This window comes from Sphingomonas sp. 22R3R2A-7, from assembly GCF_036856055.1.
Taxonomy (GTDB): Bacteria; Pseudomonadota; Alphaproteobacteria; order Sphingomonadales; family Sphingomonadaceae; genus Sphingomonas.
In genome coordinates this window covers 2020822-2047387 of sequence record NZ_JASPFR010000001.1, presented here as the reverse complement: position 1 = coordinate 2047387, position 26566 = coordinate 2020822, and the positions used below count along the sequence as shown (strand labels likewise).

22 protein-coding genes and 3 pseudogenes are annotated in these 26566 nt (G+C 68.9%); 12 read left to right on the top strand and 13 right to left on the bottom strand.

The genetic code is table 11. The features are described 5' to 3' along the window. Positions 1-92 precede the first annotated feature (92 nt). From QP165_RS09680 to clpS, 3 genes are all read left to right on the top strand, one after another. Positions 93-1859 (top strand): PHA/PHB synthase family protein, encoded by a 1767-nt coding sequence (locus tag QP165_RS09680; RefSeq protein ID WP_333995436.1) that lies wholly within the window; start codon positions 93-95, stop codon positions 1857-1859. 121 nt (positions 1860-1980) lie between these two features. Next, positions 1981-2907, top strand: coding sequence for a phasin family protein (phaP, locus tag QP165_RS09675; RefSeq protein WP_333995435.1), 927 nt, complete (start codon positions 1981-1983; stop codon positions 2905-2907). A gap of 265 nt (positions 2908-3172) precedes the next feature. Next, positions 3173-3541: an ATP-dependent Clp protease adapter ClpS gene (clpS, locus tag QP165_RS09670; protein WP_333995434.1), complete on the top strand. Its 369-nt coding sequence runs from the start codon at positions 3173-3175 to the stop codon at positions 3539-3541. A 54-nt stretch (positions 3542-3595) separates the two neighbouring features. Here the strand turns inward: clpS and QP165_RS09665 are convergent, their stop codons facing one another. Beyond that, a complete protein-coding gene (locus QP165_RS09665; RefSeq protein WP_333995432.1) occupies positions 3596-4330 on the bottom strand; it encodes a Crp/Fnr family transcriptional regulator in 735 nt (244 codons plus the stop codon). A 326-nt stretch (positions 4331-4656) separates the two neighbouring features. Here QP165_RS09665 and murA point away from each other — a divergent pair, with 326 nt between their 5' ends. Then, on the top strand, positions 4657-5940 hold the full coding sequence (gene murA, locus QP165_RS09660) for a UDP-N-acetylglucosamine 1-carboxyvinyltransferase (RefSeq protein WP_056017700.1): 1284 nt from the start codon (positions 4657-4659) through the stop codon (positions 5938-5940). Between the two features lie 444 nt (positions 5941-6384). On the opposite strand, the gene QP165_RS09655 is transcribed toward murA, so the two are convergent. The 6 genes and pseudogenes from QP165_RS09655 to lgt form a co-directional block, all read right to left on the bottom strand. Beyond that, positions 6385-6903 (bottom strand): phosphoribosyltransferase, encoded by a 519-nt coding sequence (locus QP165_RS09655; RefSeq protein WP_333995431.1) that lies wholly within the window; start codon positions 6901-6903, stop codon positions 6385-6387. A gap of 158 nt (positions 6904-7061) precedes the next feature. Continuing rightward, positions 7062-8410: pseudogene (locus QP165_RS09650) on the bottom strand (cystathionine gamma-synthase family protein). Between the two features lie 76 nt (positions 8411-8486). Continuing rightward, the gene (pgeF, locus tag QP165_RS09645; RefSeq protein WP_333995429.1) at positions 8487-9245 is read right to left on the bottom strand and encodes a peptidoglycan editing factor PgeF; all 759 of its coding nucleotides are present in this window, start codon (positions 9243-9245) and stop codon (positions 8487-8489) included. Positions 9246-9392: 147 nt separating this feature from the next. After that, positions 9393-9902: a GNAT family N-acetyltransferase gene (locus QP165_RS09640; protein ID WP_333995427.1), complete on the bottom strand. Its 510-nt coding sequence runs from the start codon at positions 9900-9902 to the stop codon at positions 9393-9395. Beyond that, positions 9899-10950: pseudogene (locus QP165_RS09635) on the bottom strand (class I SAM-dependent methyltransferase). Before QP165_RS09635 ends, QP165_RS09640 begins: the two are co-directional and overlap by 4 nt. 137 nt (positions 10951-11087) lie before the next feature. Beyond that, positions 11088-12002: a prolipoprotein diacylglyceryl transferase gene (gene lgt, locus QP165_RS09630; RefSeq protein WP_443019364.1), complete on the bottom strand. Its 915-nt coding sequence runs from the start codon at positions 12000-12002 to the stop codon at positions 11088-11090. Between the two features lie 37 nt (positions 12003-12039). Here lgt and QP165_RS09625 point away from each other — a divergent pair, with 37 nt between their 5' ends. The 4 genes from QP165_RS09625 to phbB all read left to right on the top strand — a co-directional run bounded on the left by QP165_RS09625 (position 12040) and on the right by phbB (position 17924). Further along, positions 12040-13728 (top strand): class I adenylate-forming enzyme family protein, encoded by a 1689-nt coding sequence (locus QP165_RS09625; protein ID WP_333995426.1) that lies wholly within the window; start codon positions 12040-12042, stop codon positions 13726-13728. A gap of 225 nt (positions 13729-13953) precedes the next feature. Continuing rightward, entirely contained in the window at positions 13954-16161 is a 2208-nt protein-coding gene (locus QP165_RS09620; RefSeq protein ID WP_333995424.1) for a xanthine dehydrogenase family protein molybdopterin-binding subunit, read from the top strand. Continuing rightward, positions 16158-17165 carry a ferrochelatase gene (gene hemH, locus QP165_RS09615; protein ID WP_333995422.1) on the top strand — a complete coding sequence of 336 codons (1008 nt, stop codon included), beginning with the start codon at positions 16158-16160 and terminating at the stop codon, positions 17163-17165. The genes QP165_RS09620 and hemH overlap by 4 nt, the downstream gene beginning before the upstream one ends. A 36-nt stretch (positions 17166-17201) precedes the next feature. Continuing rightward, a complete protein-coding gene (gene phbB / locus QP165_RS09610) occupies positions 17202-17924 on the top strand; it encodes an acetoacetyl-CoA reductase (RefSeq protein ID WP_333995420.1) in 723 nt (240 codons plus the stop codon). A gap of 74 nt (positions 17925-17998) precedes the next feature. Here phbB and QP165_RS09605 read toward each other — a convergent pair whose 3' ends face one another. Together QP165_RS09605 and QP165_RS09600 are read right to left on the bottom strand one after the other, a co-directional pair. Further along, positions 17999-18313, bottom strand: coding sequence for a hypothetical protein (locus tag QP165_RS09605; protein ID WP_333995418.1), 315 nt, complete (start codon positions 18311-18313; stop codon positions 17999-18001). Positions 18314-18849: 536 nt separating this feature from the next. Next, positions 18850-19236 carry a glycine zipper 2TM domain-containing protein gene (locus QP165_RS09600; protein WP_056017667.1) on the bottom strand — a complete coding sequence of 129 codons (387 nt, stop codon included), beginning with the start codon at positions 19234-19236 and terminating at the stop codon, positions 18850-18852. Between the two features lie 157 nt (positions 19237-19393). Here QP165_RS09600 and QP165_RS09595 point away from each other — a divergent pair, with 157 nt between their 5' ends. Further along, the gene (locus tag QP165_RS09595) at positions 19394-20542 is read left to right on the top strand and encodes an esterase-like activity of phytase family protein (RefSeq protein ID WP_333995416.1); all 1149 of its coding nucleotides are present in this window, start codon (positions 19394-19396) and stop codon (positions 20540-20542) included. Here QP165_RS09595 and rpmB read toward each other — a convergent pair. Further along, positions 20517-20807: a 50S ribosomal protein L28 gene (gene rpmB / locus QP165_RS09590; RefSeq protein WP_056017665.1), complete on the bottom strand. Its 291-nt coding sequence runs from the start codon at positions 20805-20807 to the stop codon at positions 20517-20519. The two genes, QP165_RS09595 and rpmB, sit on opposite strands and share 26 nt — an antisense overlap. A 238-nt stretch (positions 20808-21045) precedes the next feature. Between rpmB and QP165_RS09585 the strand changes: the two genes are divergently transcribed. After that, positions 21046-21267: a hypothetical protein gene (locus QP165_RS09585; RefSeq protein WP_333995414.1), complete on the top strand. Its 222-nt coding sequence runs from the start codon at positions 21046-21048 to the stop codon at positions 21265-21267. Positions 21268-21339: 72 nt separating this feature from the next. Beyond that, positions 21340-21771: a nucleoside deaminase gene (locus QP165_RS09580; protein WP_333996992.1), complete on the top strand. Its 432-nt coding sequence runs from the start codon at positions 21340-21342 to the stop codon at positions 21769-21771. 582 nt (positions 21772-22353) lie between these two features. On the opposite strand, the gene QP165_RS09575 is transcribed toward QP165_RS09580, so the two are convergent. Further along, a complete protein-coding gene (locus QP165_RS09575; RefSeq protein ID WP_056017659.1) occupies positions 22354-23028 on the bottom strand; it encodes an OmpA family protein in 675 nt (224 codons plus the stop codon). A 140-nt stretch (positions 23029-23168) separates the two neighbouring features. Here QP165_RS09575 and QP165_RS09570 point away from each other — a divergent pair. Next, positions 23169-24470, top strand: a pseudogene (locus QP165_RS09570) (hemolysin family protein). Positions 24471-24574: 104 nt separating this feature from the next. Here the strand turns inward: QP165_RS09570 and QP165_RS09565 are convergent. Further along, a complete protein-coding gene (locus QP165_RS09565; RefSeq protein WP_333995413.1) occupies positions 24575-25192 on the bottom strand; it encodes a hypothetical protein in 618 nt (205 codons plus the stop codon). Between the two features lie 513 nt (positions 25193-25705). Further along, positions 25706-26530 carry a hypothetical protein gene (locus tag QP165_RS09560; RefSeq protein WP_333995410.1) on the bottom strand — a complete coding sequence of 275 codons (825 nt, stop codon included), beginning with the start codon at positions 26528-26530 and terminating at the stop codon, positions 25706-25708. Positions 26531-26566 lie beyond the last annotated feature (36 nt).

Below are 26566 nucleotides of genomic sequence, written 5' to 3'. Positions count from 1 at the left end.
ACCTGGGATGACCGGCGGACCGGCGGGACCGGGTGACGGGGTGCTTTCGCTGGGGGGGAGTGGGATAGGCTTGGGAAAAGGAGAGCTTGCCCATGTCCGAGACGCCGCCGGGGATCGCCGCACCGACGCTGGCCGAGCTGCAGCACTGGACCTGGGTGATGGGGCGCGCGCAGCAGATGATGCTCGAGCAGGGGCTCGACGCGATCACGACGCCGCTCGAGGGGATCGTCCCCGAGACGATGGTGGTGCCGGGGTTCAACGATCCGGCGACGCTGGGGCGGGTGCGCGATTTCTGGCGCGACGGCTTCGCGTTCTGGCAGCAGGCGCTCGACCCGTCGGCGCGGAGTGCTGCGCCCGGCGCGGGGGACGGCAAGCCCGCGCCGGGCGACAAGCGGTTCAAGGCGCCGCAGTGGCGCGAGCCCGTGTTCGACCTGATCCGGCGCAGCTACGAGACGATCGGCGATCACATGCTGCGCAGCGTCGACGCGGTCGAGGGGCTCGAGCCCAAGCAGAAGGAGCAGCTGCGCTTTGCGACGCGCGGCTTCGTCGATGCGATGAGCCCGACCAACTTCGCGTTCACCAACCCCGAGGTGATCGAGCGGACGATCGAGACGCGCGGCGAGAACCTGCTGCAGGGGCTGCAGAACATGATGGCGGACATCGGCCGCGGGCAGCTGACTCACACCGCTCAAGGCAGTTTCGAGCTGGGCCGCAACCTCGCGATGACGCCGGGCAAGGTCGTCCACCGCACGCCGCTGTACGAACTGATCCACTATGCGCCGACCACCGACGCGGTGCAGGCGACGCCGCTGGTGATCTTTCCGCCGTGGATCAACCGGTTCTACATCCTCGATTTGACGCCCGAGAAGAGCTTCATCCGCTGGGCGGTCGAGCAGGGGCTGAGCGTGTTCATGGTGTCGTGGAAATCCGCCGACGCGAGCATGAAGGACGTGGTCTGGGACAATTACGTCGCCGCGCAGATCGACGCGATCGAGACGGTGCGCGCGCTGCTCGACGTGCCCGCGGTGCACACGATCGGCTATTGCGTCGCGGGGACGACGCTCGCCGCGACGCTTGCGGTGCTGAGCGCGCGCGGGCAGGCGGACCGCGTCGCCAGCGCGACCTTCTTCACCGCGCAGGTCGATTTCGCCGATGCGGGCGAGCTGCAGCATTTCGTCGACGACGAGCAGATCGGACTGCTCGCCACGCTGTCGCCCGAGGGGTTTCTCGACGGGCGCTATATGGCGGCGACGTTCAACCTGCTGCGCGGGCGCGACCTGATCTGGAACTATGTCACCAACAACTACCTGCTCGGCAAGGACTATGTCCCGTTCGACCTGCTCCACTGGAACGGCGACACGACCAACCTGCCCGCGAAATGGCACAGCGCGTATCTGACCGACCTGTACCGCGACAATCTGCTGGTGAAGCCCGGCGCGATCAGCGTCGGCGGGACGCCCGTCGACCTCGGTCGCGTGACGACGCCGAGCTATGTCCAGGCGGGGCGCGAGGATCATATCGCGCCCGCCGAGAGCGTGTGGAAGCTGACCGGGCTGTTCGCGGGACCGGTCAAGTTCGTGCTGGCGGGGTCGGGGCATATCGCGGGCGTCGTCAATCCGCCCGCGGCGGGGAAATATCAGTATTGGACGAACCCGGCGGCGGTCGAATCGCTCGCGGACTTCATCGCGGGCGCGGTCGAGACCAAGGGGAGCTGGTGGCCCGACTGGGTCGCATGGCTCGGCGAACAGGCAGGGGCAGAGGGCGCGAAGCGGGTCGCGGCGACGGGCGCGCGGGTCCCCGGCGGCGGCGCGCTGGCGGCGCTGGGCGACGCACCGGGGGACTATGTCCGGATGCGATAATTAATCTGTATCAGATTGTAGACGTTTAACTTTGTACAAATGCTGCACTGCACAAAAAGCTTGCGGCGAGGGGTGATTCGGACTATTCTGCAACGCAGCATAATAGTGCGGAGAGTTTGCAATGGCCGAGCCGAAATCCGTGTCGTCGAACGCGCGTACCGCCGCTGGAAAGCGCGGCGCGCGCAAGGTCCGGTCCGCTGCGAGCGATGCCGCTGCGGCCGTCCCGGCACCCGTCGCCCCCGCCGTCGCAGCGCCCGTCGCCCCACCGGTCATACCGGCGGTGCTCGCGCGCAAGGCCGCGCCTGACGCGCCGCCAGCAGCGCTCGCAGCGAGTCCGGTGTCCAAGACGTCCAGCAGCGTTCCGGCAGCGCCGCTCGCCGCGACGTCAGCGACTGCGCCGCCGGTGATTGCGCCGCCGGTGATTGCGCCGCCGGTTGCAACGCCGCCGGTTGCAGCGCCGGCATCGGTCGATGTTCCGGCTGCGGTCTCGGCCGAACCCGCGGTCGACGCGCAGCCCGCTGCGTCGCCCGAGCCGGCACCCGTTTTACCTTCGCTACCCGCCGCCCCTCTGGCGGTTTCACCAGGAAAGGACGTCACGATGAGCTTCGACACGATCTCTGCCGAGAAGAACCCCGCCGACAAGGCGCAGGCGCTGTTCTCCGACCTGAACGACCGCGCCAAGGGTGCGATGGAAAAGGGCGCCGCGATGTTCGAGGACGTCTCCGCGTTCAACAAGGGCAATATCGAAGCCGTCGTCGAATCGTCGAAGCTCGCCGCCAAGAGCGTCGAGACGCTGGGCCATGACGTCGCGGCCTATGCCAAGACCTCGTTCGAGAGCGCGACCGACGCGATGAAGACGCTCGCCACCGCCAAGTCGCCGACCGAGTTCATGAAGCTGCAGAGCGACTATGCCCGCACCGCGTTCGACACGCTGATCGCCGACAGCGCGCGCTCGACCGAAATGATGATGAAGATGATGGGCGAGATCACGCAGCCGATCTCGAACCGCGTCGCGGTCGCGACCAACAAGCTGAAGCTGTCGGCCTGACCGTCTTGCGCGTCGATGTACGACGCGTCTGACGATGGTGACGGGATACAGCGGGGCAGGGGGGCGAATCGTCCCCCTGTCTCGTTTTCGGGGCCTAGGCGCGACACGGGCATCGCTTGTCGTGCCGCGCGCGCAGGTCGACCAGTGCGCGTTGCGACGGCGGGACACGGGCATGTCGTCCATGTCGTCAGGGGGCTTGTCCTTCGCTATCCAACTGCCATATTTTCCGATGATGCTTTCACACCCCAACAGACTGGTTCCGACCATGGCCGAATCCGTGGCTGAAGGGGGCGACGACCGCCCCGACGATACCGATGGCGGGCGTGGTGGCGGCGGAGACAGCGGCATCGGTGTCGCGACCAAGACGCGGTCGCGGACCAAGCAGCCGACGCCGTACCGCGTGCTGATGCTCAACGACGATTATACGCCGATGGAATTCGTCGTGCTGTGCCTCCAGCGGTTCTTCCGGATGGACATGGAGGCGGCGACGCGCGTCATGCTGCACGTCCACCAGAAGGGCGTCGGCGTGTGCGGGACGTTCACCTACGAGGTCGCCGAGACCAAGGTCAGCCAGGTGATGGATTTCGCGCAGCAGAACCAGCACCCGCTGCAGTGCACGCTCGAAAAGGCGTGACCCCGGCTCTGGTGGAGCGTCAGGCCCTGCCGACCCGACAAATGACCGGACGGCCTAGCGTGCGGCGGGCAGCCATCTAAGGTCGAGACCGTCGAACCGGTTGATGTAGTTCGCCTCGCGCGCGAGTGCGCCTTCGTCGGTGAAGGTCATCCGGCCCTGACCGCGTGCGATCATGCCGTCCTCCTCGAGCTGGCGCAGCATCCGGTTGACGTGCACCGCGGTCAGCCCGGTCGCGTCGCCGATCTCCTCCTGCGTCAGCGGCTGGATGAAGCTGGTAGCGCTCGCCTGCTGCGTGTGGCGGACGCGGTTGCGGATCTCGAGCAGCAGCGCGGCGACGCGCGCCTTCGCCGAGGTCCGGCCGAGCGCCGCGAGCCGGTCGGTGAGCGCGACCTTCTCCATCTGGTTGATCACCATGATCACCGCGGCCAGTCGCGGATGCTCGATCAGCAACGTCGCCATCAGCGTGCGGTCGAACGGGCAGACGGTGACGTCGGTCATCGCGACGATCGTCTCGGGCGAGTCGCGATAGACCAACGCCGACACCGCGAGCATGTCGCCGGGAAAGAGGAAGCGCAGGATCTGGCGGCTGCCGTCGTCGAGCAGGACATAGCTCATCGCCATGCCGCGCTGGAGGATGAAGAGTTCGGACATCGGGTCGTGCTCGCGGAGCAGGATCGTGTCGCGACGCAGGTCGCGGGGACGCTCCTCGAGGCGCACCAGGGCCGCCGTTTCGCTCGCCGTCAGGTCAATAAGATCGCCGAAACGTTCGGCGAAGCAGCTATGCGGCACTCGGCAAGGCCCCCCGTTCCAGAGGAAGACCAGAGCAAACACTTGGTTTTCGTGCATTAAAGTCGATCAAGCCGTCTGCCTGGCCGTGCCACGTTAGCGGTAGCAGCCGCAGGAACGCGCATGTATTCCTTACAAGGCGGGCGGGGCCGCGGGTCTGCGGCGGATGCGGTCGCGTGCGAGCACCGTAGCGTGCCTCTCGCGGCGGCCCGCGCGGCGGCCCGCCCGGCGGCGGGCGCGGCGACTTTGGCCCGCGCGTGCCCCGCCACGTCGTATCGCCGGACGACGGGTGGCTTGCGCGGATCGTGCGGGTCGATAGACAGCCGGACATGGACCGTATTCTCATCCGCGGCGGCAATCGCCTGACCGGGCGCCTGCCCATTTCCGGCGCGAAGAACGCCGCGCTCACGCTGATGCCGTGCGCGCTGCTGACCGACGAGCCGCTGACGCTGCGCAACCTGCCGCGGCTCGCCGATGTCGACGGGTTCGGGCATCTGCTCAACCAGCTCGGCGCGTCGACCGCGATCGAGGGGACGCGCCCCGACGAGTTCGGCCGCGTGATGACGATCCGCGCCGGGAAACTGACCTCGACCGAGGCGCCGTACGACATCGTGCGCAAGATGCGCGCGTCGATCCTCGTGCTCGGGCCGCTGCTCGGGCGCAGCGGCGAGGCGACGGTGTCGCTGCCCGGCGGCTGCGCGATCGGCAACCGGCCGATCGACCTGCATCTGCGCGCGCTCGAGGCGATCGGTGCCGAGCTCGAGATGGCGGCGGGCTATGTGAAGGCGACCGCGCCGGGCGGACGGCTGACGGGCGGGCGGTATCGCTTCCCGATCGTGTCGGTCGGCGCGACCGAGAATGTCGTGATGGCGGCGGTGCTGGCGAAGGGTTCGTCGCGAATCGAGAATGCGGCGCGCGAGCCCGAGATCGTCGACCTGTGCAACTGCCTCGTCGCGATGGGCGCGCGGATCAGCGGGATCGGGACCGAGACGCTCGAGATCGAGGGCGTCGACCGGCTGCACGGCGCGACCTACAAGGTGATGCCCGACCGGATCGAGGCGGGCAGCTATGCCTGTGCGGCGGCGATTACCGGCGGCGACCTCGAGCTGGTCGGGGTGAGCCAGGCGGACATGGGCGCGACGCTCGACGCGCTGGTCGAGGCGGGGGTGAGCGTGACGCCGACGCGCGACGGCGTCCGCATCGCCGCGACCGGACCGCTCCAGCCGCTGACGCTGTCGACCGCGCCCTATCCGGGGTTCGCGACCGACATGCAGGCGCAGTTCATGGCGATGCTGTGCAAGGCGGACGGCGCCAGCGTGCTGACCGAGACGATCTTCGAGAACCGCTACATGCACGTGCCCGAGCTGGCGCGGATGGGCGCGGACATCCAGGTGCGCGGGCGCACCGCGGTGGTGCGCGGCGTCGACAAGCTGGTGGGGGCGCCGGTGATGGCGACCGACCTGCGCGCGTCGATGAGCCTGATCCTGGCGGGACTCGCGGCGGATGGGGAGACGTCGGTCGGGCGCGTGTACCATCTCGACCGCGGGTATGAGCGGCTCGAGGAGAAACTGAGCGCGGTTGGCGCGGATATCGAGCGGGCGAGTGATGGGTGAGGCTCTTTCCGCCGTCCTCCTGAGGGACGTCGGGAGCCAGAGCCACGGCGTGCGGCGCTCGTAACCCTGGATCCTGACTTTCGTCAGGATGACGGGGATGGGGGTGCGTGGCGGCTTGCCGCTTGAGGGCCGCGGGTGGCCGGCGACGCTGCTTTTGGCGTCTGCCTGGCCAAGTCTCTTCCGTCATCCTGACGAAGGTCAGGATCCAGAGCCACGGGGTCCGGCGCCTGTGACCCTGGATCCTGACTTTCGTCAGGATGACGGGTTGGGGGGCGTGGTGGCTTGCCGCTTGAGGACCGTGGGTGGCCGGCGACGCTGCTTTTGGCGCCTGCCTGGCCAATTCTCTTCCGTCATCCTGACGAAAGTCGGGATCCAGAGCCACGGAGTCCGGCGCCTGTGACCCTGGATCCTGACTTTCGTCAGGATGACGGGGTTGGGCGCGCGCTACGCGATGCGGTCGGGGACTTCGGCGGCGTCGTGTTCGATCGTGGCGGCGGGGGCGACGGCTTCCCAGGGGAAGACGAACCAGTCCTTGGTCTCGCGGCGGTCGATCGTGCGCGCGGTGTAGTCGATGCGTTCGGCGGAGCTGAGATTGTCGATCAGCGTCGCGAAGCGGATCGCGCCGGGGACGGCGCCCGCGGCGGCGAGCGCGGTGCGCAGATGGGTGATCGTGCGGCCCGAATCGTTGATGTCGTCGAGGAAGAGCAGGCGCTCGCCCGACTGGGTGCGCGCGGCGAGCTTGACGAGCGGCTGGTCGGCGAAATCCTCGACCTGGCTCGAATAGTCGACCGAGAGCGTCGGGAGGCCGATCGCGTGGCTGAGGAAGACCGCGGGGACGAGACCGCCGCGGCCGATGCCGATGATGAAATCGGGGGTCCAGTCGGCGTCCGCGCGCAGCTGGGCAGCGAGGACGTGGATCGCGGCGACGAAGTCGTCCTGCGGGATGGGGGTGAAGATCGGCATCCGTTGCGCTTTAACGGGTGGGGGGCGCTGGGGCCAGATCGGATCGGGTTCGGGTTTGGGTTCGGAGGGGCGGCGCTGCTGGGCTCTGGGTCCTGACTTTCGTCAGGATGACGGGAAGAGGAGAGGGCGCCCGCCGTTTTTGGCGGGCGCCGGGTTGGTCAGATCGCCTCCAAGGCTTGCGTGAAGTCGGCGATCAGGTCGTCGGCATCCTCGACGCCGATCGAGATGCGCACCAGGTTGTCGGTGATGCCGAGCGCCTGCTTGCGCGCGTCGGGGACCGAGAGGTGCGTCATGCCGGCGGGGTGGCTGGCGAGCGTTTCGGTGCCGCCGAGCGAGACCGCGAGTTTCGCGATCTTGAGCGCGTCGAGGAAGGCGAAGCTCTCGCGCTCGCCGCCTTTCAGGTAGAGCGAGAAGGTCGAGCCGCCGCCGGTGCAGTGGCGGCGATAGATGTCGGCCTGACGCTCGGCGCCGGGTTCGTCGGCGAGGAAGCCGAGATAGCCGACGCGCTCGACCTTGGGGTGATGCCGCAGATAGGCGCAGACCTTGGCCGCGTTCTCGCCCGCGCGGCTCATGCGGAGCTCGAGCGTCTCAAGACTGCGCAGCAGCATCCATGCGGTGTTGGGATCGGTGATCGTGCCGATCGTGTTGCGCATCGTCCGGATCGTGTTGATGTGCGCCTTGGTGCCGAGCACGCCGCCCGCGACGAGATCCGAATGGCCGCCGACATATTTGGTCAGCGAATAGACGACGATGTCCGCGCCGTGCTTGAGCGGCTGGAACCAGAGCGGTCCGAGGAAGGTGTTGTCGATCGCGATCGGCGGCTTGTCGTCACCGAAGATCGCGTCGCGGCTGGCGGCGACGGCCTCGACATCGACCAGAGCGTTGGTCGGGTTGGCGGGGCTTTCGAGATAGATGAGCGCGACATTGCCGGTCGCGGCCTCGGTCATCACCGCGTCGATCTCCTCGCGCGTCGCGCCGGCGGGGAAGTCGAGCCACTTGACCCCGAACTTGCCAAGCACGCGGCCGATCAGCGTCTCGGTCGCGGCGTAAAGCGGGCCCGAATGAACGATCGTGTCGCCGGGCTTGACCATGGCGAGGAACAAGGTGGCGATCGCGGACATGCCGGACGAGAAGGCGAGCGCGTCCTCCGCCTCTTCCCAGACGCCGAGGCGATCCTCGAGGATCTCCTGGTTGGGGCCGTTGAAGCGCGAATAGACGAGGCCTTCGGCACCGCCCGGACGCTTGCCGGTGACGCCCTCGAAATGGCGCTTGCCCGCGGCGGCATTGGGGAAGACGAAGGTCGAGGTGAGGAAGATCGGGGCTTGAGCGACCCTTCCGACAGCGACGGGTCGTAACCATGGCCCATCATCAGTGTCGAGGGCTTCAGCTTGCGGCCGCCGATCTTCTCGACCTGCGGCTTGGGGGCGACGCGCGCGGCGACGCCGGTCAGATCGGCTTCGGTGCCGGCGGCAGTCGCGGCGGGGATTTCACTGGGCGTATCGGACATTCTGGGCTCCTGCGTGGCCCGTCTGGTGCGGGCCGATGCGGCGAGCCTAGCGATGCGCGCGCGCTTTGGGGAGGCGTCAGAGGCCGATGATGCTGATCTGGCGACCATAAGTGGGTTCGCCGCGATGGGTCGCGCGGCGATAGCTGAAGAACGCGTCGTCCTCGGTGTAGGTGTCGCGGCCGAGCGCCTCGACGCGGCCGACCCCCGCGGCGGCGAGGCGGTTGACGACATAGGCCTCGAGATCGAACTGGTAATGGTCGGTGCGGCCGTCGGCGAAGAAGCGTTCGTTTTCGGGATCGGCCTCGCAGAAGCGGCGGAGGAAGCCGGTGTCGACCTCGTAGCTGGCGCGCGCGATGCACGGGCCGACCGCGGCGACGATCCGGTCGCGGCGCGCGCCTTTCGCCTCCATCGCGAGCAGGGTCGCGTCGGTGACGCCGCCGAGTGCGCCCTGCCAGCCGGCATGCGCGGCGCCGACGATCCCCGCCTCGCTGTCGGCGAAGAGGACGGGCGCACAGTCCGCGGTGAGGATGCCGAGCGCGAGCCCGGGGCGGTCGGTGACGAGCGCGTCGGCGCGCGGGCGGACGCGCTCGTCGACGGGGGCGGTGATCGTCACCGCCTCGGCGGAGTGGATCTGGTAGAGGCCGACGAGCCGCGCGCCGGGGAGGACGGCGTCGGTCGCGCGGCGGCGGTTCTCTGCGATTGCGGCGGAGGAGTCGTCGGAGCCGGTGCCGGTGTTGAGGCTGGCGTACGGGCCGGTCGAGACTCCGCCGGTGCGGCCGAGGAAGCCGTGGGGGATCGCGCCGAGCGATTTTGCGCGGATGGGGGTGGGGGTCATGCGCGTGAGTCCTGTCTGTCGTCCAGCACCACCCCGGCGAAGGCCGGGGCCCAGTTGGGGGACGGGTGTGACGAGGGGCGGTGCTTCATTACCGGGGACGTTCCACTTGGGCCCCGGCCTTCGCCGGGGTGGAGGTTGGGTGGCTGGTCACAGCGCCAGGCGCATGATGCGGTCGTCGTCGGCCTTTTCACCGACCATGAAGACGTAGCGGCCGATCTCGGTGAAGCCGTAGCGCTGGTAGAAGCGGTGCGCGCGGTGGTTGTCGACATAGACGCTGAGGATCATCTCGGTCCGCGCCTCGGCGCGCGCGGTGGCGAGCGCCCAGTCCATCAGCGCGGGGCCGACGCCCGCGCCGTGCTGGTCGGCGCGGGCATAGAGCTGGTAGAGCTCGACCGCGGTGACGGGCCAGTCGCCGGGGAAGGCGACGGGGCCGGTCTTCGCGAAGCCGACGATCGCACCCTCGTCGAGCGCGACGTGGATGCGGAAGGCGGGGTCGCCGATCTGCGACGGCAGGCCTTGCGGCCCGAACGCCTGGTCGAGGAACGTCGCGAGATCCTGTGGGCGATAGAGCGTGCCGAACGTCTCGGTGAACGACGCGCGCGCCATCGCGGCGAGCGCGGGGCCGTCGGCGGGGACTGCGTCGCGGTAGGTGATCATGCGAAGGCGGCCGGGTTGGGCCAGCCGGGCGACGTGATCGCGAGCGCTTTGAACAGCGTCCCCATGTCGTCCATCAGCCGGCGGCGGTCGGCAGCGAGCGCCTCGGCACGGTCGGGGTGGCCCTGGCGAGCGCGGAGGTGCGCGTGTCGATGCCGAGACCGCCGAGCAGGTCGCGCTGTGCGACGGGGCCCCAGGCGACCGCGCCCTCGGCCTGCGCGGCGGCGGCGAGCGTGGTGAAATCGACATGCGCGGTCAGGTCGTGCTCGCCCGGCAATTCGAACGGGTTGGCATAGGCGTGCGCGCGGACTGCCTGGAGCGTGTCGCCGAGCGCGGGGCCTTCATAGCCGTAGTCGATCGCGAGCAGCGCGCCGCCCTGCGCGACGAGGCGTTTCGCGAGCGCGCGGACGATGCCGACCGCGGCGGGGGCGGTCTCGAGGATCGATCCGGCGGGCGCGTCGCGGAAGGGTTCGGGGATGACGGCGTCGGGAAGCGGCTTGCCCGCGATCGGGAGGAACAGCAGGTCCTGCGCGGCGACGAGACGTTCGTGCCACGCGTCCTCGCGTTTGAGCAGCTGGCGGATCGGCAGCGCGTCGAAGAATTCGTTCGCGACGACGATCAGCGGAAGCTCGGTCGGGAGCGTGTCGATCGCGTCGTGCCAGGTCGCGGCGGGGACGCGCTCGGCCTGCGCGGTGCGGAGTGCGGGGCTGGTCTCGACGAAATGGACGGGGGGCACGAGGCCGGCCTTGGCCATCGCGCGCAAGGCATCGGCGGCGAGCGTGCCGCGGCCGGGGCCGAGCTCGACCCAGGCGACGTCCGGGCGCCCGGCGCGGTCCCACAGGTCGGCGCACCACAGGCCGAGGAGCTCGCCGAACATCTGGCTGATCTCGGGCGCGGTGGTGAAGTCGCCTGCGGTGCCGAGCGGGTCGCGGGTCGCGTAATAGTGCGCGTTGGCGGCGGCCATGTACTGCGCGACGGGGACGGGGCCGGCGAGGGTGATCGCGCGGGCGAGGCGTTCGGGGAGGGCGGTGTCGGGGGTGGATTCAGTCATCGTAAAGCTCTCTGCCTCCCCGGCGGAGGCCGGGGCCCAGTTGGGAGGGCGATGTAACGACGCGCGCCGCCCGTCACGAGGGACGTTCCAACTGGGCCCCGGCCTTCGCCGGGGTGGGGGTGAGGGTGGGGAGTCCGTTACGCGACGCTCTGCGTGCCGGCGATCGGTTCGACGCGGACGCGGCGTTTGGCGGCGGTGAGGATCAGGAAGAGGCCGCCGAGGATCATCGGCACGCAGAGCCACTGGCCCATGTGGAGCCCGGTCTTCTCGGCAAAGGCGCGCAGCTGCGAATCGGGTTCGCGGAAGAATTCGACGGTGAAGCGCGCGACGCCGTAGCCGAGCACGAACAGCCCGACGAGCTTGCCCGGATCATAGCGCGCCTTGGTCTTCCAGAAGGCGAACCAGAGCAGCGCGAACAGCGCGAGCCCCTCGAGCCCCGCCTCGTAGAGCTGGCTCGGGTGGCGGGCGGGTTCGATCATGCCGAAGGGGACGGTGCGCGCGAAGACGATGCCCCAGGCGACGTCGGTCGGCTTGCCCCAGAGCTCGCCGTTGACGAAATTGGCGAGCCGGCCGAAGAACAGCCCGAACGGCACGCAGCAGGCGATATAGTCGTGGACGCGCAGCCAGTTGAGCTGGTGCTTGCGCGCGAACAGGATCAGCCCGAGCGACACGCCGATCACGCCGCCGTGGAACGACATCCCGCCGTCCCAGAGCCGCAGGATACGCAGCGGCTGGAGGATCATCTCGGGGGCGTAGAAGATCACATAGCCGAGCCGCCCGCCGAGGATGATGCCGAGCGTCGCGTAGAAGACGAGGTCGTCGGCGTGACGCCGCGCCATCGGTGCGCCGGGCTGTGCGAGGAGTTTCAGCAGATACCACCAGCCGAGCAGGATCCCGCCGATATAGGCGAGGCTGTACCAGCGCAGCGTGAAGAAGCCGATCGAGAAGACGTCGGGGTGGAGCCCCAGGTCCTCGAAGCGGATATGGCTGCCGGCGGCAGCCGTAATGGTTGGCAAGATCAAAGGCTTTTCCCCGTGCGTTCGCGCCTGCATAAAGGTGGTCAACGATAAGACCAAGTAGGAGAGCGATATGCGGACCGAGCTGGATGCGGCGATGGATTCGACGATGGCCGCGCTGACCGCCGAGGGCGCGCCGCTCGCGCTCGGGTCGGTCGAGCGGTTCGGGGTCACGCTGCCGACGATCGCCGCGGCACCGCCTGCGCTGAGCTATTATTTCGCGCATTATGCCAATGAGCACCGCGATCTGACGTTCCTGGTCGCGGGCGACGAGCGGCTGACGTTCGGCGAGGTGCATGCCGCGGCGACGCGCGTCGCGCGCGCGCTGGTGACGGCGCACGGCGTCGCGAAGGGCGACCGGATCGGCATCGCGATGCGCAATTCGCCGTCGTGGATCGTGCTGTACATGGGCATCGTGATGGCGGGCGGGATCGCGACCTTGCTCAACGGCTGGTGGCAGTCGGAGGAGCTCGAGGCGGCGATCCGCGACGTCGACTGCGGCCTGGTGTTCGCTGACCCGCCGCGCGTCAGGCGGCTCGCGCAGATCGCGGGGCTGAGCGCGCCGGTGGTCGAGATCGACGATACGCAGCCGCTGGCGACCGCGCTTGCCGCGGTGCTGGCCGAGGACGACGACGCGGCCGCGCTGCCGATGCTGGCGCCCGACGATCACGCGACGATCCTGTTCACGAGCGGGTCGACGGGGCAGTCGAAGGGCGCGGTGTGCGAGCACCGCGCGATCGTGCAGGCGGTGTTCAACTATCTCGGCCAGGCGATGATGATGGTCGGGATCGCGACCGCGCAGGGCAATCCGCCGGTCGGCCAGCCGGTCACGCTGCTGACGATCCCGCTGTTCCACATCACCGGCGAGGTGCCGGTGTTCCTGCAGAGCTTCGCGATGGGGCGGAAACTGGTGCTGATGCCCAAATGGGATGCGCGCGAGGCGATGCGGCTGATCGCGGCGGAGGGCGTGACCTATTTCGTCGGCGTGCCGCTGATGAGCTTCGAGATCCTCAACCATCCCGATCGGGCGAACTACGACCTGTCGACGGTGACCGATTTCGCCGCGGGCGGCGCGCCGCGGCCGGTCGAGCATGTCCGGCGGCTGGGCGAGGAGATGGGCGGAAGCGCGCCGCTGATCGGCTATGGGCTGACCGAAACGAACGCGGTGGGGACGGGCAACTGGCGGAGCAACTATCTCGCCAAGCCCAATTCGGCGGGGCGGGCGAGCGCGCCGCTGGTCGATCTGGCGATCCTCGACGACGACGGGCGCGCGCAGCCCGCGGGCGTGCGCGGCGAGGTGTGCATCCGCAGCGTGTGCAACTTCACCCGCTACTGGAACCGGCCCGAGGCGACCGCGGCGGCGTTCACCGCGGACGGCTATTTCCGGACGGGCGATATCGGGTTTCTCGACGAGGACGGCTATCTGTTCATCGTCGACCGCAAGAAGGACATCATCATCCGTGGCGGCGAGAACATCTCGTGCCAGGAGGTCGAGGCGGCGCTGTACGAGAACCCCGCGGTGGCGGAGGCGGCGGTGTTCGGGCTGGCGGACGAGCGGTTCGGCGAGGTGCCGGGCGCGGTGGTCGTGCTGCGCGACGGCGAAACGCTGACGCCCGACGATTTGTGCGCGTTCCTCCACCAGCATATCGCTGCGTTCAAGGTGCCGCAGCGGGTGTGGATCGCGGACGCGCCGCTGCCGCGGCTGGGGACGGAGAAGATCGACAAGGTGACGATCCGGGAACGCTATCGCGCGCTGGCTTGAGGTGGTGGGCGCGGGCGGGTTTCGGGGTGCGGCGGTGTGGCGTTTTGGGGCTCTGGATCCTGACTTTCGTCAGGATGACGGGGTGTGTGGGGATGCCTCGTTTCTTCCGTCATTCTGACGAAAGTCAGGATCCAGGGTCCGGCAGAATTGCCGCCTGTTGGTCTGCGTCGCCGCAGGGGCGTTGTGGCGGCTTCACCCCGGGGGGAGACGGGGTAGGGGCGCGGGATGATCAGTCGGCGGGGGATCGTGGCGGGGGGCGGTGCGGGGATCGGGCTGGTCGTCGCCTGGGGGCTGTGGCCGCGCGACTATGCGCCGACGCTCGTCGCCAATCCCGGCGAGACCGCGTTCGGGGCGTGGCTGAAGATCGGCAGCGACGGGCATGTCACGGTCGCGGTACCGCAGGCCGAGCACGGCCAGGGCGCCTATACCGCGCTCGCGCAGATCGTCGCCGACGAGCTTGGCGCGGACTGGCGGACGGTCGGCGTCGAGCCCGCGCCGCTGAACCCGCTCTATGCCAATCCGGTGGGGCTGAACGCGCTGTTCGAGGGGATGCTCGGCGCGATCCCCGATGCGGTCGCGGGCCCGGCACCGATGCTGACCGGCGGGTCGAGCACGATACGGATGTTCGAGGAGGCGTGCCGGACCGCGGGCGCGGCGGCGCGCGTGCTGCTGTGCAAGGCGGCGGCGCGGCGCTGGGACGCGGACTGGGCGCAGTGCCGGACCGAGGCGGGCTTCGTCGTCGCGGGCGCGAAAAAGCTCCGGTTCGCCGCACTCGCCGAGGAGGCCGCGCGCGAGACTTTGCCCGAACCGCTCGCCTTCGGGGTGCAGGGCGCGGGCAGGCTGGTCGGGACGTCGGTGCCGCGGATCGATACACCCGCCAAGGTCGACGGATCGGCCAATTTCGCGGGCGACGTGCGGCTGGCGGACATGGTGCATGCCGCGATCCGGCAGGGCCCCGTCGGCGACAGCCGGCTGGTCGGCGTCGACCGCGCCGCCGCCGAGCGGATCCGCGGCGTCGTGCAGGTGGTCGAGACGCCGCGCTGGGTCGCGGCGGTCGCGACCACGGGCTGGGCGGCGCAGCGCGCGCTCGACGCGATGCACCCGCGTTTCGCGACTGGGCTCGAGCCGGGTCGCGGCGGGGTGGTCGACAGCGCGTCGATCGACCGCGCGCTGACCGCGGCGCTCGATGCGCCCGGGATCGGCATGGCGAAGGCGGGCGACGTCGCGGGACCGCTGCGCGGCGCGGGCGTGGTGACCGCGGCGTACCGCGTCGCGCTGGGCGTGCATGCCGCGATCGAGACGCGCAGTGCGACCGCGTCGTACCGCGACGGACGGCTCGAGCTGTGGGTGCAGACGCAGGCACCGGGGCTGGCGCGCGCGGCGGCGGCGCGCGCGGCGGGGATTGCCGAGGCGCAGGTCGTGGTGCACCCGATGCCGGTCGGCGGGTCGTTCGGCGCCGCGCTCGAGCATGACGCGGCGGAGCAGGCGGCGGTGCTCGCGGTCACGCTCAAGCGCCCGGTCAGCCTTGTCTGGTCGCGCGGCGAGGACCTGCTGCACGACCGCTATCGCCCCGCGGCGGCGGCGCGGATGGCGGCGCGGCTCGCGCCCAACGGCCGGATCCTGGCATGGCGCGCGCAGATCGCGGCGCCGTCGACGGGCGCCGAGCTCGCGCGGCGGATCATGCCGGGCGCGACGACGCGCGCGGCGACGGCGATGGCGCGCGGCGATGCCTATGCGGTCGGCGGCGCGCTGCCGGCCTATGCAATCCCCGCCTATGCGATCGACCACCACGTCGCCGATCTCGGCGTGCCGACGGGGCACCTGCGCGGCGGGGCGCATGGCTATACCGCGTTCTTCACCGAATCGTTCGTCGACGAGCTCGCGCGCGTCGCGGGAACCGAGCCGATGTCGTACCGGATCGGCATGCTGGGCGGCGGCGCGCGGCTGGCACGATGCCTGTCGACCGCGGCGTCGCTGGGCGGCTGGGACGGCGGGGTCGCGGGCAGCGGGCAGGGGATCGCCTGCCACGCCTTTCGCGGGAGCTTCATCGCGGTGATGGCGGAGGCGCATCCGGGCGCGGACGGGCGGCCGGTGGTCGAGCGGCTGGTCGCGGCGGTCGATTGCGGCGCGCACATCAACCCCGACCTGATCCGCCAGCAGATCGAGGGCGGGCTGATCTTCGGGATGGCGACCGCGCTGGGCGCGGCGACCGGGTTCACGCGCAACCTCGCGGACGCGCGCGGGTTCGCCGACCTCGCGCTGCCGCGGCTGGCGGACACACCCGACATCACCGTCGAGCTGATCCGCAGCGACGAGGCGCCGGGCGGGGTCGGCGAGCTGGCGGTGCCGCCGGTCGCCCCCGCGATCGCCAACGCGCTATTCTCGGCAACGGGCTTCCGCATCCGCAATTTGCCTTTAAGACCATCGGCATGATTATGCCCCCCGATCATCCCGCCATCCCCAAGCCCCGGATCGGCGTCCTGCTGATGAATCTCGGCACGCCCGACGGCCCGGACGCGCGGTCGGTCAAACGCTATCTGGGCGAGTTCCTGTCGGATCGCCGCGTGGTCGAGATCCCCGCGATCGCATGGCAGCCGATCCTGCGCGGGATCATCCTCAACACGCGGCCCAAGAAATCGGCGCACGCCTATGGCCAGGTGTGGCGCGAGGACGGATCGCCGCTCGCCGCGATCACGCGGTTGCAGGCGACCGCGCTCAAGGACGCGTTCGGGCCCGAGGTGCTCGTCGACTGGGCGATGCGCTATGGCAATCCGGCGATCGCCGACCGGCTCGCGGCGATGAAGGCGGCGGGATGCGAGCGCATCCTGCTCGCGCCGCTGTATCCGCAATATTGCGCGGCGACGACCGCGACCGCGAACGACAAGGCGTTTGCGTATCTGGCGGGGCTGCGCTGGCAGCCGGCGATCCGGACGCTGCCGCCTTATTATGACGATTCGTTGTACATCGATGCGCTCGCGGAGGATCTCGAGACGTCGCTCGCCGCGCTCGACTTCACCCCCGACGCGATCATCGCGAGCTTTCACGGGATGCCCAAGCGGACGCTGCAGCTCGGCGATCCCTATCACTGCCATTGCCAGAAGACCGCGCGGCTGCTGTCGGAGAAGACCGGACGCGACCTGACGATCGCGTTCCAGTCGCGGTTCGGGCCGCAGAAATGGCTGGGGCCGGCGACCGACGAAACGCTCGTCGCGCTCGCGCAGGCGGGCAAGACCAGGGTCGCGATCTTCGCACCGGGCTTTTCGGCGGACTGCCTCGAGACGCTCGAGGAGCTGTCGATCCGCGGGCGCGAGAGCTTCGAGGAGGCCGGGGGGACGCACTTCGCGTATCTGCCGTGCCTCAACGACGGGCCGGCGGGACTCGCGATGCTGCGCGCGCTGCTTGCACGCGAGCTTGAAGGTTGGGTCGCACGCGGTTAGCCTCGCCACGACTGTAAAAAAAGACAGGAGAGAAGCATGGCACGCGTGGCAATCGTAACCGGAGGCACGCGCGGCATAGGCGAGGCGATCAGCCTCGCGTTGCAGGACATGGGCATCGAGGTCGCCGCGAACTATGCGGGCAATGACGAGCGCGCGCAGGCCTTTTCCGAGCGCACCGGGATCGCGGTGTATAAATGGGATGTCGGCGACTACGACGCCTGCCAGGCGGGCTGCGCGAAGGTCGCGGCGGAGCTGGGCGAGGTCGACATCGTCGTCAACAACGCGGGAATCACGCGCGACGGCACGATCCTGAAGCTGAGCCACGACGACTGGAAGGCGGTCATCGACACCAATCTGGGCGGCTGTTTCAACATGGCCAAGGCGGTGTTCCCGGGCATGCGGACGCGCAAATGGGGGCGGATCGTCAATATCGGCTCGATCAACGGGCAGGCCGGGCAATATGGCCAGGTCAACTATGCCGCGGCGAAGTCGGGGATCCACGGCTTCACCAAGGCGCTGGCGCAGGAGGGCGCGCGCGCGGGCGTCACCGTCAACGCGATCGCGCCGGGCTATATCGACACCGACATGGTGGCGGCGGTGCCCGCGGACGTGCTGGAAAAGATCGTCGCCAAGATCCCGGTCGGCCGCCTCGGCCAGGCGAGCGAGATCGCGCGCGGCGTCGCGTTCCTGTGTTCGGAAGAGGGCGGGTTCGTGACGGGCTCGACGCTGAGCATCAATGGCGGGCAGCATATGTACTGACGGGCGAGCGGCGGGTGCGGGGCACCCGTCGGTCAACCGGCCGGGGGCGGTGGCCTGGGCTCTCCTGACGTTCGTCAGGATGACGGGGATGGGGCCGTGTCGGGGCGAAAGCCGAAATAGGCGTGGCGGTAGGCGTCGAGCGCGGCGCCGATGCACCGGACCGCGGGGGACGATTCGGCATCGCCGTCGTCGCCGGCGTGCAGCGTGAAATCAGCGCTCGGCAGGCCGGTCCGGCCGGGGTGGAATTTGCTGCGGACCGCGCCGCACTGCGCGGCGATCCGCGCGACCGCTCGCGCGGTGAGGACGGGCTTTTCGCGCTGTCGGCCGGCCGCGCAGCCGGCGAGTATCGGGAGCATCGACAGGCTGGCGAGGAGGAGCGTGCGGGTCACGGGCGTCTCCGGCTGCGGGGCGGTTGCAGCGTAGGACGGACGGCGTGGTTGCGGAAGCGTCGATGCGCGGTTGGGACGGTGGGTGGTATCCTGGATCCTGACTTTCGTCAGGATGACGGGGATCGCCGTCTTTTCGCGCGTCATCCTGACGACCGTCAGGACCCAGGGTTGCGAGGGGTGGCGCTGTTGGGCTCTGGGTCCTGACTTTCGTCAGGATGACGTGGGGGGGCGTCACATTCATCACATCACGCCGTCATCCTGACGAAGGTCAGGATCCAGAGCCGCGGGCGTTGCGGGTGGTAGCCTGGGTCCCGACTTTCGTCGGGATGACGGGAGGGGATGACGGGAGGGTTGGGCTTAGGCAGGCTTGGCGTCGGTCCGGTTGGTGCGGGCGTCATTCGCCGGGCCGTTGAGGGGCGCATACGCCGCTCGCGCTGCCCCCTGGACGAACAAGAGGCCGGCTTCCTTGCGGAAACCGGCCTCTGCCCTCGATACGCTACGCGAGGGAACTGGGGAACTGGGCGCCTGCGCCGCGGTTAGCGGCGGCAGTAGCGGGGGTTGTCCGACTTATCGATCGCGTTGCCGGCGAGACCGCCACCCGCTGCGCCGAGCAGCGCGCCGATCGTGCCGTTGCCGCGACCGGCGACCGTGTGGCCGAGCAGGCCGCCCGCGAGCGCGCCGACGATCGTGCCGCCGGTGTTGTCGCAGCCGCGGCGGTTGTTGCGGTCGTTGCGGTAATTGTAGCGACGGTCGTTGCCGCGATATTCGCGACGGTCGTAGCCGCGCCGGTCGTAACCGCGGTCATAGCCCCGGCCGTCATAGCCGCGATCATAGCCGTAGCGCTGCGCCTCGGCAGCAACCGGCACCAGGGTCGAGGCGCCCATTGCGAGCGCGCTGAGGGCGAGAGTGAAAGTCTTGAACATCGTGCGTCTCCCATTTGGGACCTCGGGATGCGCGCTGGAGGCGGGCCCTTCGATCCTGATGACAGCCTTATGGTCGAGTCGCATTGAGCCGAGCCTGAATGCGCTCGTTATCAACGGTTCAGGGTTCCGCACCGCGGCACAGCGGGTATGAGGCGGCGTGCACCGCGCCCCGATCATCCTGTTCGTGCTCGTCAGCGTGCAAGCGGTCGTCCCCGCGTGGAGCGGCGAATCGCGGTTGCCGCTGCTGCGCGACAAGGCGGAGATGACGGTGACGCGCGTCCCGCTCGACCCGGTCGATCCGACGCGGCGTCGGCTCGACGGGCTGACCTATCTCGGCGGCGCGGTGCTGCGCAGCCGCGATCCGGCGTTCGGCGGCTATTCGTCGCTGGTGGTCGATCGCGGGCAGGTCACGCTGCTGAGCGACGGCGGCAACATCGTCCGCTTTCGCCTCGACGCCGACTGGCGCCCGCACGCGATCGCGTTCTCAGCGCTGCCCGGCGGGCCGGGACGCGGCTGGTCGAAGCGCGACCGCGACAGCGAATCGCTGACGATCGATCCCGCGACGCAGACCGGCTGGGTCGGGTTCGAGCACTGGAACGCGATCGGGCGCTATCGCGCGAGCGGGGACGGGACGCCGCTGGTGCGGTTCGACGGGCTGGTGCGGCCGAAGGCGATGGCGGACTGGCCCGACAATGGCGGACCCGAAAGCATGGTCCGGCTGCGCGACGGGCGATTCGTCGTGATCGCCGAGACCGCGCGGCCCCGGCGTGCGGACGGTACGCGCGGCCCCGGGCGGCGCGCGATCCTGTTTCCAGGCGATCCGCTCGCGACTCAGCCGGTCGGCTTTATCTATATGCCGCCGACGGGGTTCAGCCCCGCCGATGTCGCGGCGTTGCCCGACGGGCGGCTGATCGTGCTCAACCGCGCGTTCGCGCCGCCCTTCGCCTTTTCGAACAGCATCAGCGTGATCGAGCGCGGGGCGATTCTGCGCGGGCGCGGTCGTGCGCGGGCGCGAGATCGCGCGGCTCGCGGCGCCGCTGGTCCACGACAATTTCGAGGGGATCGCGGTCAGCCTCGAACCGCGTGGCGCGACCGGCGCGCGCGACACGGTGGTGTGGATCGTGTCGGACGACAACGAGACCGTGCTCGAGCGCACGCTGCTGCTGAAGTTCCGGCTGGAGCGGTAGCAGGCGTAAAGGACGTGCAGGAGCCGTACAAACGCCGACGGCCCGCCCTCCGCTGGGGAGGACGGGCCGCTGGAGACTCGGACGTCGTCGCGATTAGGCGGCGGCGGCGATCTTCTTGACGACGTCACGCTTCAGGCGACGCGCCTTGAGCGAGAGCTTGTCGTCGGCGGTCTTGACCAGCCAGTTGTCGAGGCCGCCATTATGCTCGACCGAGCGCAGGCCGTGCGTCGAGACGCGCAGGCGCACGCTCTGCTCGAGTGCGTCGGAGATCAGCGTGACGTTCTGCAGGTTGGGCAGGAACGTACGCTTGGTCTTGTTGTTGGCGTGGGACACGTTGTTCCCGACCATCCGGCCTTTGCCGGTCAGTTCGCAAATGCGCGACATCTGTCTACCTATCAAGTGTCGGGAGGAACCCCGGAAAGGCGCGCGGATAGCTGGCACGAGCGCCCGCGTCAACCGATTCACCCGTTTTTGGCGACGGGCCGCCGTGGATGCCGCGGCCGATCGGCAGTCTGACGGCGGGCGAACGGCGCTTGCAACCGGCGGGGCTCGAGCGACGTTGTTACGCCATCGAACCGGTCGCCTGCTATCAGGGATGCGGCCTTATATAAGGGGAAGTCCAATGCGTATGCTCTTGTCTCTCGTCGCGATCGCCGCGCTCGTCGTCGTCGCGCTGATGTATTTCGGGATCATCAACATCGACCAGACGCGGTCGGGCGCGATCCAGACGCCCAAGTTCGAGGCGGACGTCGCCAAGGTGCGGCTGGGGACCGAGACCAAGACCGTCGCGGTCCCGACGATCTCGGTCGAGAAGCCCGCCAACAGCCAGGCGCCGGCGAACTGAGTGCGCGCCCCGCCGCTTTACCTTGACGGGGCGGCGGGGCAGGGCGGGACGATGTTCCCGCTCCCCGATCCGATGCGCCGCGCGCTCGACGCGGCCCGTACCGCCGCCGCGGCGGGCGAGGTGCCCGTCGGCGCGGTCGTGATGCTGCGCGGATCGGTGATCGCGACCGCGGCGAATGCGCCGCGGACGCTGTGCGATCCGACCGCGCATGCCGAGATGCTCGCGATTCGCGCGGCGGCGCAGGCACTGGGGCGCGACCGGCTCGAGGACTGCGACCTGTGGGTAACGCTCGAGCCGTGCGCGATGTGCGCGGGGGCGATCGCGCACGCCCGGATCGCGCGGCTTTATTACGGGGCGGCGGATGCGAAGGGCGGCGCGGTCGAGCATGGGGCGCGGTTCTTCGGGCAGCCGACGTGCCATCACCGGCCCGAGGTCTATGCGGGGATCGGCGAGGGCGAGGCCGCGGCGTTGCTGACGGGGTTTTTCCGGGGGCGGCGTCCGTAGAGGAAGAATGGGTTCGCGCGGAGGCGCGGAGGCGCGGAGATGATGCATCCAGCCCTTCGGTCGGGAGACCCTGACCTTTCGTGCTGCCGGAGGTGATCGGGCGGTCGTTTCGCGACACGCCTATTCTCTCCGCGGCTCCGCGGCTCCGCGTGAACCAAACTTCTTCTGTCTCGTGGCTTGCGCTTGTTCAACCGGCTGACGCCGGGATGCAGGGCCATGTGTGTTTGCGCTTGCGACCCTGGGTCCCGGCTTTCGCCGGGATGACGGGTGTGGGTGGGGGCTTTTAGTCGTTGAGAAGAATTGGTTCACGCGGAGACGCGGAGACGCGGAGCCGCGGAGGGGTGCATCAAGCGCTTCGGTCGGGAGACCCTGACCTTCTGCACTGTCGGACGTGATCGCGCGGTCGCTCCGCGACGTCCGCATCTTCTCCGCGGCTCCGCGCCTCCGCGTGAACCAATTCTTCTGTCTTTCCGCCCTTGCCCGTCATCCTGAAGCCAGGAGCGTGTCCGTTCGCAACCCTGGGTCCCGGCTTTCGCCGGGATGACGGGAGGGGGTGACGGGTGGGGGCGGCCGGTGTGGCGGTTAGCGCAGGTCGCTTTGCGTGATCGGGACGATCTTCACCTCGACGCGGCGGTTGGCGGCGCGGCCGGCGTCGGTGTCGTTCGAGGCGATCGGCTGCGTCTTGCCGTAGCCGCGCGTGCCGATGCGCGCGGACTGGACGCCGTGGCTCGACAGATAGTCCGCGACCGAGCGTGCGCGGCGTTCGGACAGCGTCTGGTTGTACGCGTCGCTGCCCGTCGAATCGGTGTGGCCGTACACGTCGATATAGGTCTGGTTGTACTGGCCGAGCGTCGAGGCGACCTGGTCGAGCGTGCGCTGGAACTGCGGCTGCACGGTCGCGCTGTCATAGGCGAAGGTGATGCCCGACGGGATGTTGAGGACGAGGTCGTCGCCCTGGCGAATCACCTGGACGTCGGTGCCTGCGGTGCGTGCGCGCAGGTCGCGCTCCTGCTTGTCCATGTACGCGCCGACGCCCGCGCCCGCGAGGCCGCCGATGCCGGCGCCGAGCAGCTTCTCGGTGCGGTCGTTACGCCCGCCGACGATGTCGCCGAGCAGATAGCCGCCGAGCGCGCCGCCGATGCCGCCGAGCGCGGTCTTCGAGATCGTGCGCTGGCCCGTCTCCGGATCGGTCGTGCAGGCCGACGTCGTGACGAGTGCGGCGAGCGCTGCGCCGATGAATAAACCCTTGGCCTTCATGTCTCTGTCCCTTTTGATCATGCCGCAGATAACCCGGCATATTCGGCGATTGTTCCACCTGCGCACTGAACTCCTGATTACGATAAGTGTCGAGACCGGTTGTGAAGCGCGCGATTGTGCGCCAAGAGACGATCGAGCCAATGGCACCGCTTCCCCCTTTCCCTGGATCGACGTCGCGATCATCCTTGCGCTCGTCGCGTTGAACGGCGTATTCGCGATGAGCGAGCTCGCGATCGTGTCGTCGCGGCGTGCGCGGCTCGACGCGCTGGCGCGGACCGGGCGCAAGGGCGCGAGCGCCGCGCTGCTGCTCGCCGCCGACCCCGGCAAGTTCCTGTCGACCGTGCAGATCGGCATCACGCTGATCGGGATCCTCGCGGGCGCCTATTCGGGCGCGAGTCTGGGCACGCCGACCGCGGCGCGGCTGCAGGCGCTGGGGCTGAGCGCGAGCACGGCGGAGACCACGGGCTTCGCGATCGTGATCGGGCTGACCACCTATGCGTCGCTGATCATCGGCGAGCTGGTACCCAAACAGTTCGCGCTGCGATCGCCCGAAGTCATCGCCTCGTTCATGGCGTTGCCGATGCGCTGGCTCGCGATCATCACCGCGCCGATCGTGTGGGTGCTCGATTCGACGAGCGCGCTGATCTTCAAGGCGCTGCGCCTCAACCGCGAGATCGGAGGAGCACGTCACCGCCGAGGAGCTCCACCTGATCGTCGCCGAGGCGTCAAAGTCGGGCGTGATCGAGGAGCATGAGCGCTCGATCATCTCGGGCGTGGTGCGGCTCGCCGACCGGCCGGTGCGCGAGGTGATGACGCCGCGGACCGATATCGACTGGCTCGACTGCAACTGGGATGCCGACGAGATCCGCGACACGCTGCTCGCGTCGCAGCATACGCGACTGCCGGTCGGCGACGGGTCGATCGACCGCGTGCGCGGCGTGGTGCAGGCGCGCGACATCGCCGCCGCGCTGTTCCGCGGCGAGCCGCTCGACCTCAACGTGCTGATGCGCAAGGCGCCGGTGGTGATCGACCAGATCGACGCGATGGACGCGCTGATCGCGCTGCGCCAGGCCGAGGTGCCGATGGCGCTGATCCACGACGAATACGGGCATTTCGAGGGGATCGTGACGCCCGCCGACCTGCTCGCGGCGATCGCGGGCGAGTTCAAGTCGGATGCCGACCCCGACGATTCGCCGTCGGTGGTGGTGCGCGACGACGGCTCGCTGCTGGTCGCAGGCACGATGGCGGCGGATGCGCTGGCCGACCGGCTGGGCATCGACCTGCCCGAGGACCGCGACTACGCGACCGTCGCGGGGCTGGCGCTCGCGGTGTTCCGCCATTTGCCGGGCGAGGGCGAGAGCTTCGTCGAGCAGGGATGGAAGTTCGAGATCGTCGATCTGGACGGGCGACGGATCGACAAGCTGCTCGTCAGTGAGGTTTGAGGTTGGGGGTGCGGGGCTTGGTGGTTGTGCATCACGCAAAGACGCGACGCGACTGGTCGGCTGACGCCTAATTGCCGTGATTAAGCAATACTCCGTTGCTCATATCACGTCATCCAGTCACCAAAATCCATTCTCACCTGAACCGCATTGAGTGGCTTACACACCTCTTCAAACTCGACGCGCTTTCCCCACCAGTCGTTGATTTGATAGGTCACGCCAGCAAGTGTTAGATGATAGCCAGATGGCGTCTGTTGTCCGATATTCTCGGGGGCCATGATTGCCACTGCGAGCAACCCGAAAAGTATCCGGTCGCTTAAGCGAATGCGGCCTTTTTCGATTAGGGCGGACGTAACTTTGGAATCAGACCCGAAGTCTGGAATGAGCTCGAAACCCTTTGGCATCTCTGTACCGTGTCCGTGCGTGCAGCGATGTATTTTATACAATACATCGGCCAAGTCGGGCTGGCCGCCCGATGCCGTGGGGCTTTTCATTTCTACCGGAAATCTGGTCTCATTCAGATTGATCCCCGGCATGCCCGTCGCCCCGAGAATGGCATAGTTGCTGCGCAGAAATTCCGTGAACCGCTCGTTGGACCGACGGATCAACGGCAGCGCCTTGGCGGCGGTACCGTCGACGGCGTTGCAAGCGTGAAGCATTGCGGACTCGAGATCGCCATTTTCGATCTCGTCGATCGTCTTGGTAACAGAACGGCCAACGTCCATGCAATTTCTCCAGACCTACCTGTGACGCGTCAAACAATGAGCAGGAGGAGGTTGCACGGCCAACGTCCTTTAGTCGCCAAACCCAGCCGTTCGTGATGCAAAACTCAAAGTTTTGGATCAACTTTACCTATGCAGTTGGCGTCCGATCTTGGAACCCAGCGCAACGATAAGCATGCCGGGAATCGCGCCGATCAGGCACCCACCCGCTATCCAGAGCACCAGTATTAGTAACATGAGCCCCGTCATGCCGGCGTCCTGCCATGACGAAATCAGCCAAGGCTGCATGGAAAGTACACCAAGCCCATAAGCAAACAGGAACGGACCCCGGAGCTTGGGCGGTCGTTTCGACAGTAGGGCGGCGCCGACGATCCAGCAGGCGGTAATGACCGCCGCGAGGGGGATTAGAAGGAGGCCCAAGAAGTCCATATGCCACCCTAGGCGGCGCTTCGGTAGCTTTCCAGCCCGCCCACCATGTTCAGTCGTGATGCAAAACGCTGACGCGCGGCCCGTGCGTCAGAGTTTGCCGAAGACGGCTTCGAAGCCGGGCTTGTCGCCGGCGGCGAGGAGGCGGGATTGTTCGATCCAGCGGTCGCGGCCCATGCGGCCGGTGAAGGCGCCGAGCTGCGCGTCGATGTTCTGTGCTTCGGTTTCGGAGAGCGCAGCCATCTGGCCGACGGTGGTGACGCCCAGCTCGGCGAGGCGAGTGGCGACCTTGGGGCCGAGGCCTTTGAGCAGCGTGACGGGGGCGGCGGCGTGGTCGACCGCCGGGACGGGCGCTGGCGTCGGCGCGGGTGCCGGGGCTGGCGTCTCGGTCGGGGTGACGGCCTCGGCGGCGGGGTTGGCGTCGAAGCTGGCGGCGGCGATCGGCTCGTCGGACAGCGGCGCGGGCGCGAGACCCGGCGCGGGGGCGTCGGCGATCGGCGGCGGTGCGGGCGCAACCGGGATCGGGGCCGGGATCGGGGCCGGAGGGGCGACCGGTGCCGCGACCGGGGTGGGCGCGGTCTGGACCTGCGACTGGCTGGGTGCCGGGGTCGGTTTCGGGGCTGGCGTCGGCGCGGGGGGCGTCTCGCGGGCGGCGGCGGCGGGGGGCGGCGTCGCGGGGCTGTCGGCGGTTGGCTCAGGCGCGGGTTCGGGCTCGACGCCGGCTTCGCGTGCGTTGGCGATGACGTCGCGCGAGGCCTTTACGCGGCTGCGCTTGGCCTTGATGCCCCAGAGCAGCCCCGCGATCACGAAGAGCGCGAGCACCGCGATGATCGCGAAATGGATCGTCGTCAGCGTGGTGATGCCGTCGGGGAGCAGGCTGTCGCCCGAGGCGGACGTCGCGGAAGTTTCGTTCATTTGCCTGTAGTAGCGGGGTGGATCGGGGTGGGCGAG

Coding starts and splice junctions, on each gene's coding strand:
- QP165_RS09640 (WP_333995427.1), bottom strand. CDS start 9,902: ATGATCACCTACCGCGACGCAGTCCCCGCCGACGGCCCCGCGCTCGCC.
- QP165_RS09655 (WP_333995431.1), bottom strand. CDS start 6,903: ATGCCGATCTTCACCCCCATCCCGCAGGACGACTTCGTCGCCGCGATC.
- QP165_RS09565 (WP_333995413.1), bottom strand. CDS start 25,192: ATGGACGTTGGCCGTTCTGTTACCAAGACGATCGACGAGATCGAAAAT.
- rpmB (WP_056017665.1), bottom strand. CDS start 20,807: ATGTCGCGCATTTGCGAACTGACCGGCAAAGGCCGGATGGTCGGGAAC.
- hemH (WP_333995422.1), top strand. CDS start 16,158: ATGATTATGCCCCCCGATCATCCCGCCATCCCCAAGCCCCGGATCGGC.
- QP165_RS09680 (WP_333995436.1), top strand. CDS start 93: ATGTCCGAGACGCCGCCGGGGATCGCCGCACCGACGCTGGCCGAGCTG.
- QP165_RS09560 (WP_333995410.1), bottom strand. CDS start 26,530: ATGAACGAAACTTCCGCGACGTCCGCCTCGGGCGACAGCCTGCTCCCC.
- QP165_RS09625 (WP_333995426.1), top strand. CDS start 12,040: ATGCGGACCGAGCTGGATGCGGCGATGGATTCGACGATGGCCGCGCTG.
- QP165_RS09600 (WP_056017667.1), bottom strand. CDS start 19,236: ATGTTCAAGACTTTCACTCTCGCCCTCAGCGCGCTCGCAATGGGCGCC.
- QP165_RS09575 (WP_056017659.1), bottom strand. CDS start 23,028: ATGAAGGCCAAGGGTTTATTCATCGGCGCAGCGCTCGCCGCACTCGTC.
- lgt (WP_443019364.1), bottom strand. CDS start 12,002: ATGCAGGCGCGAACGCACGGGGAAAAGCCTTTGATCTTGCCAACCATT.
- QP165_RS09580 (WP_333996992.1), top strand. CDS start 21,340: ATGCGCCGCGCGCTCGACGCGGCCCGTACCGCCGCCGCGGCGGGCGAG.
- phbB (WP_333995420.1), top strand. CDS start 17,202: ATGGCACGCGTGGCAATCGTAACCGGAGGCACGCGCGGCATAGGCGAG.
- QP165_RS09620 (WP_333995424.1), top strand. CDS start 13,954: ATGATCAGTCGGCGGGGGATCGTGGCGGGGGGCGGTGCGGGGATCGGG.
- murA (WP_056017700.1), top strand. CDS start 4,657: ATGGACCGTATTCTCATCCGCGGCGGCAATCGCCTGACCGGGCGCCTG.
- pgeF (WP_333995429.1), bottom strand. CDS start 9,245: ATGACCCCCACCCCCATCCGCGCAAAATCGCTCGGCGCGATCCCCCAC.
- phaP (WP_333995435.1), top strand. CDS start 1,981: ATGGCCGAGCCGAAATCCGTGTCGTCGAACGCGCGTACCGCCGCTGGA.
- QP165_RS09585 (WP_333995414.1), top strand. CDS start 21,046: ATGCGTATGCTCTTGTCTCTCGTCGCGATCGCCGCGCTCGTCGTCGTC.
- clpS (WP_333995434.1), top strand. CDS start 3,173: ATGGCCGAATCCGTGGCTGAAGGGGGCGACGACCGCCCCGACGATACC.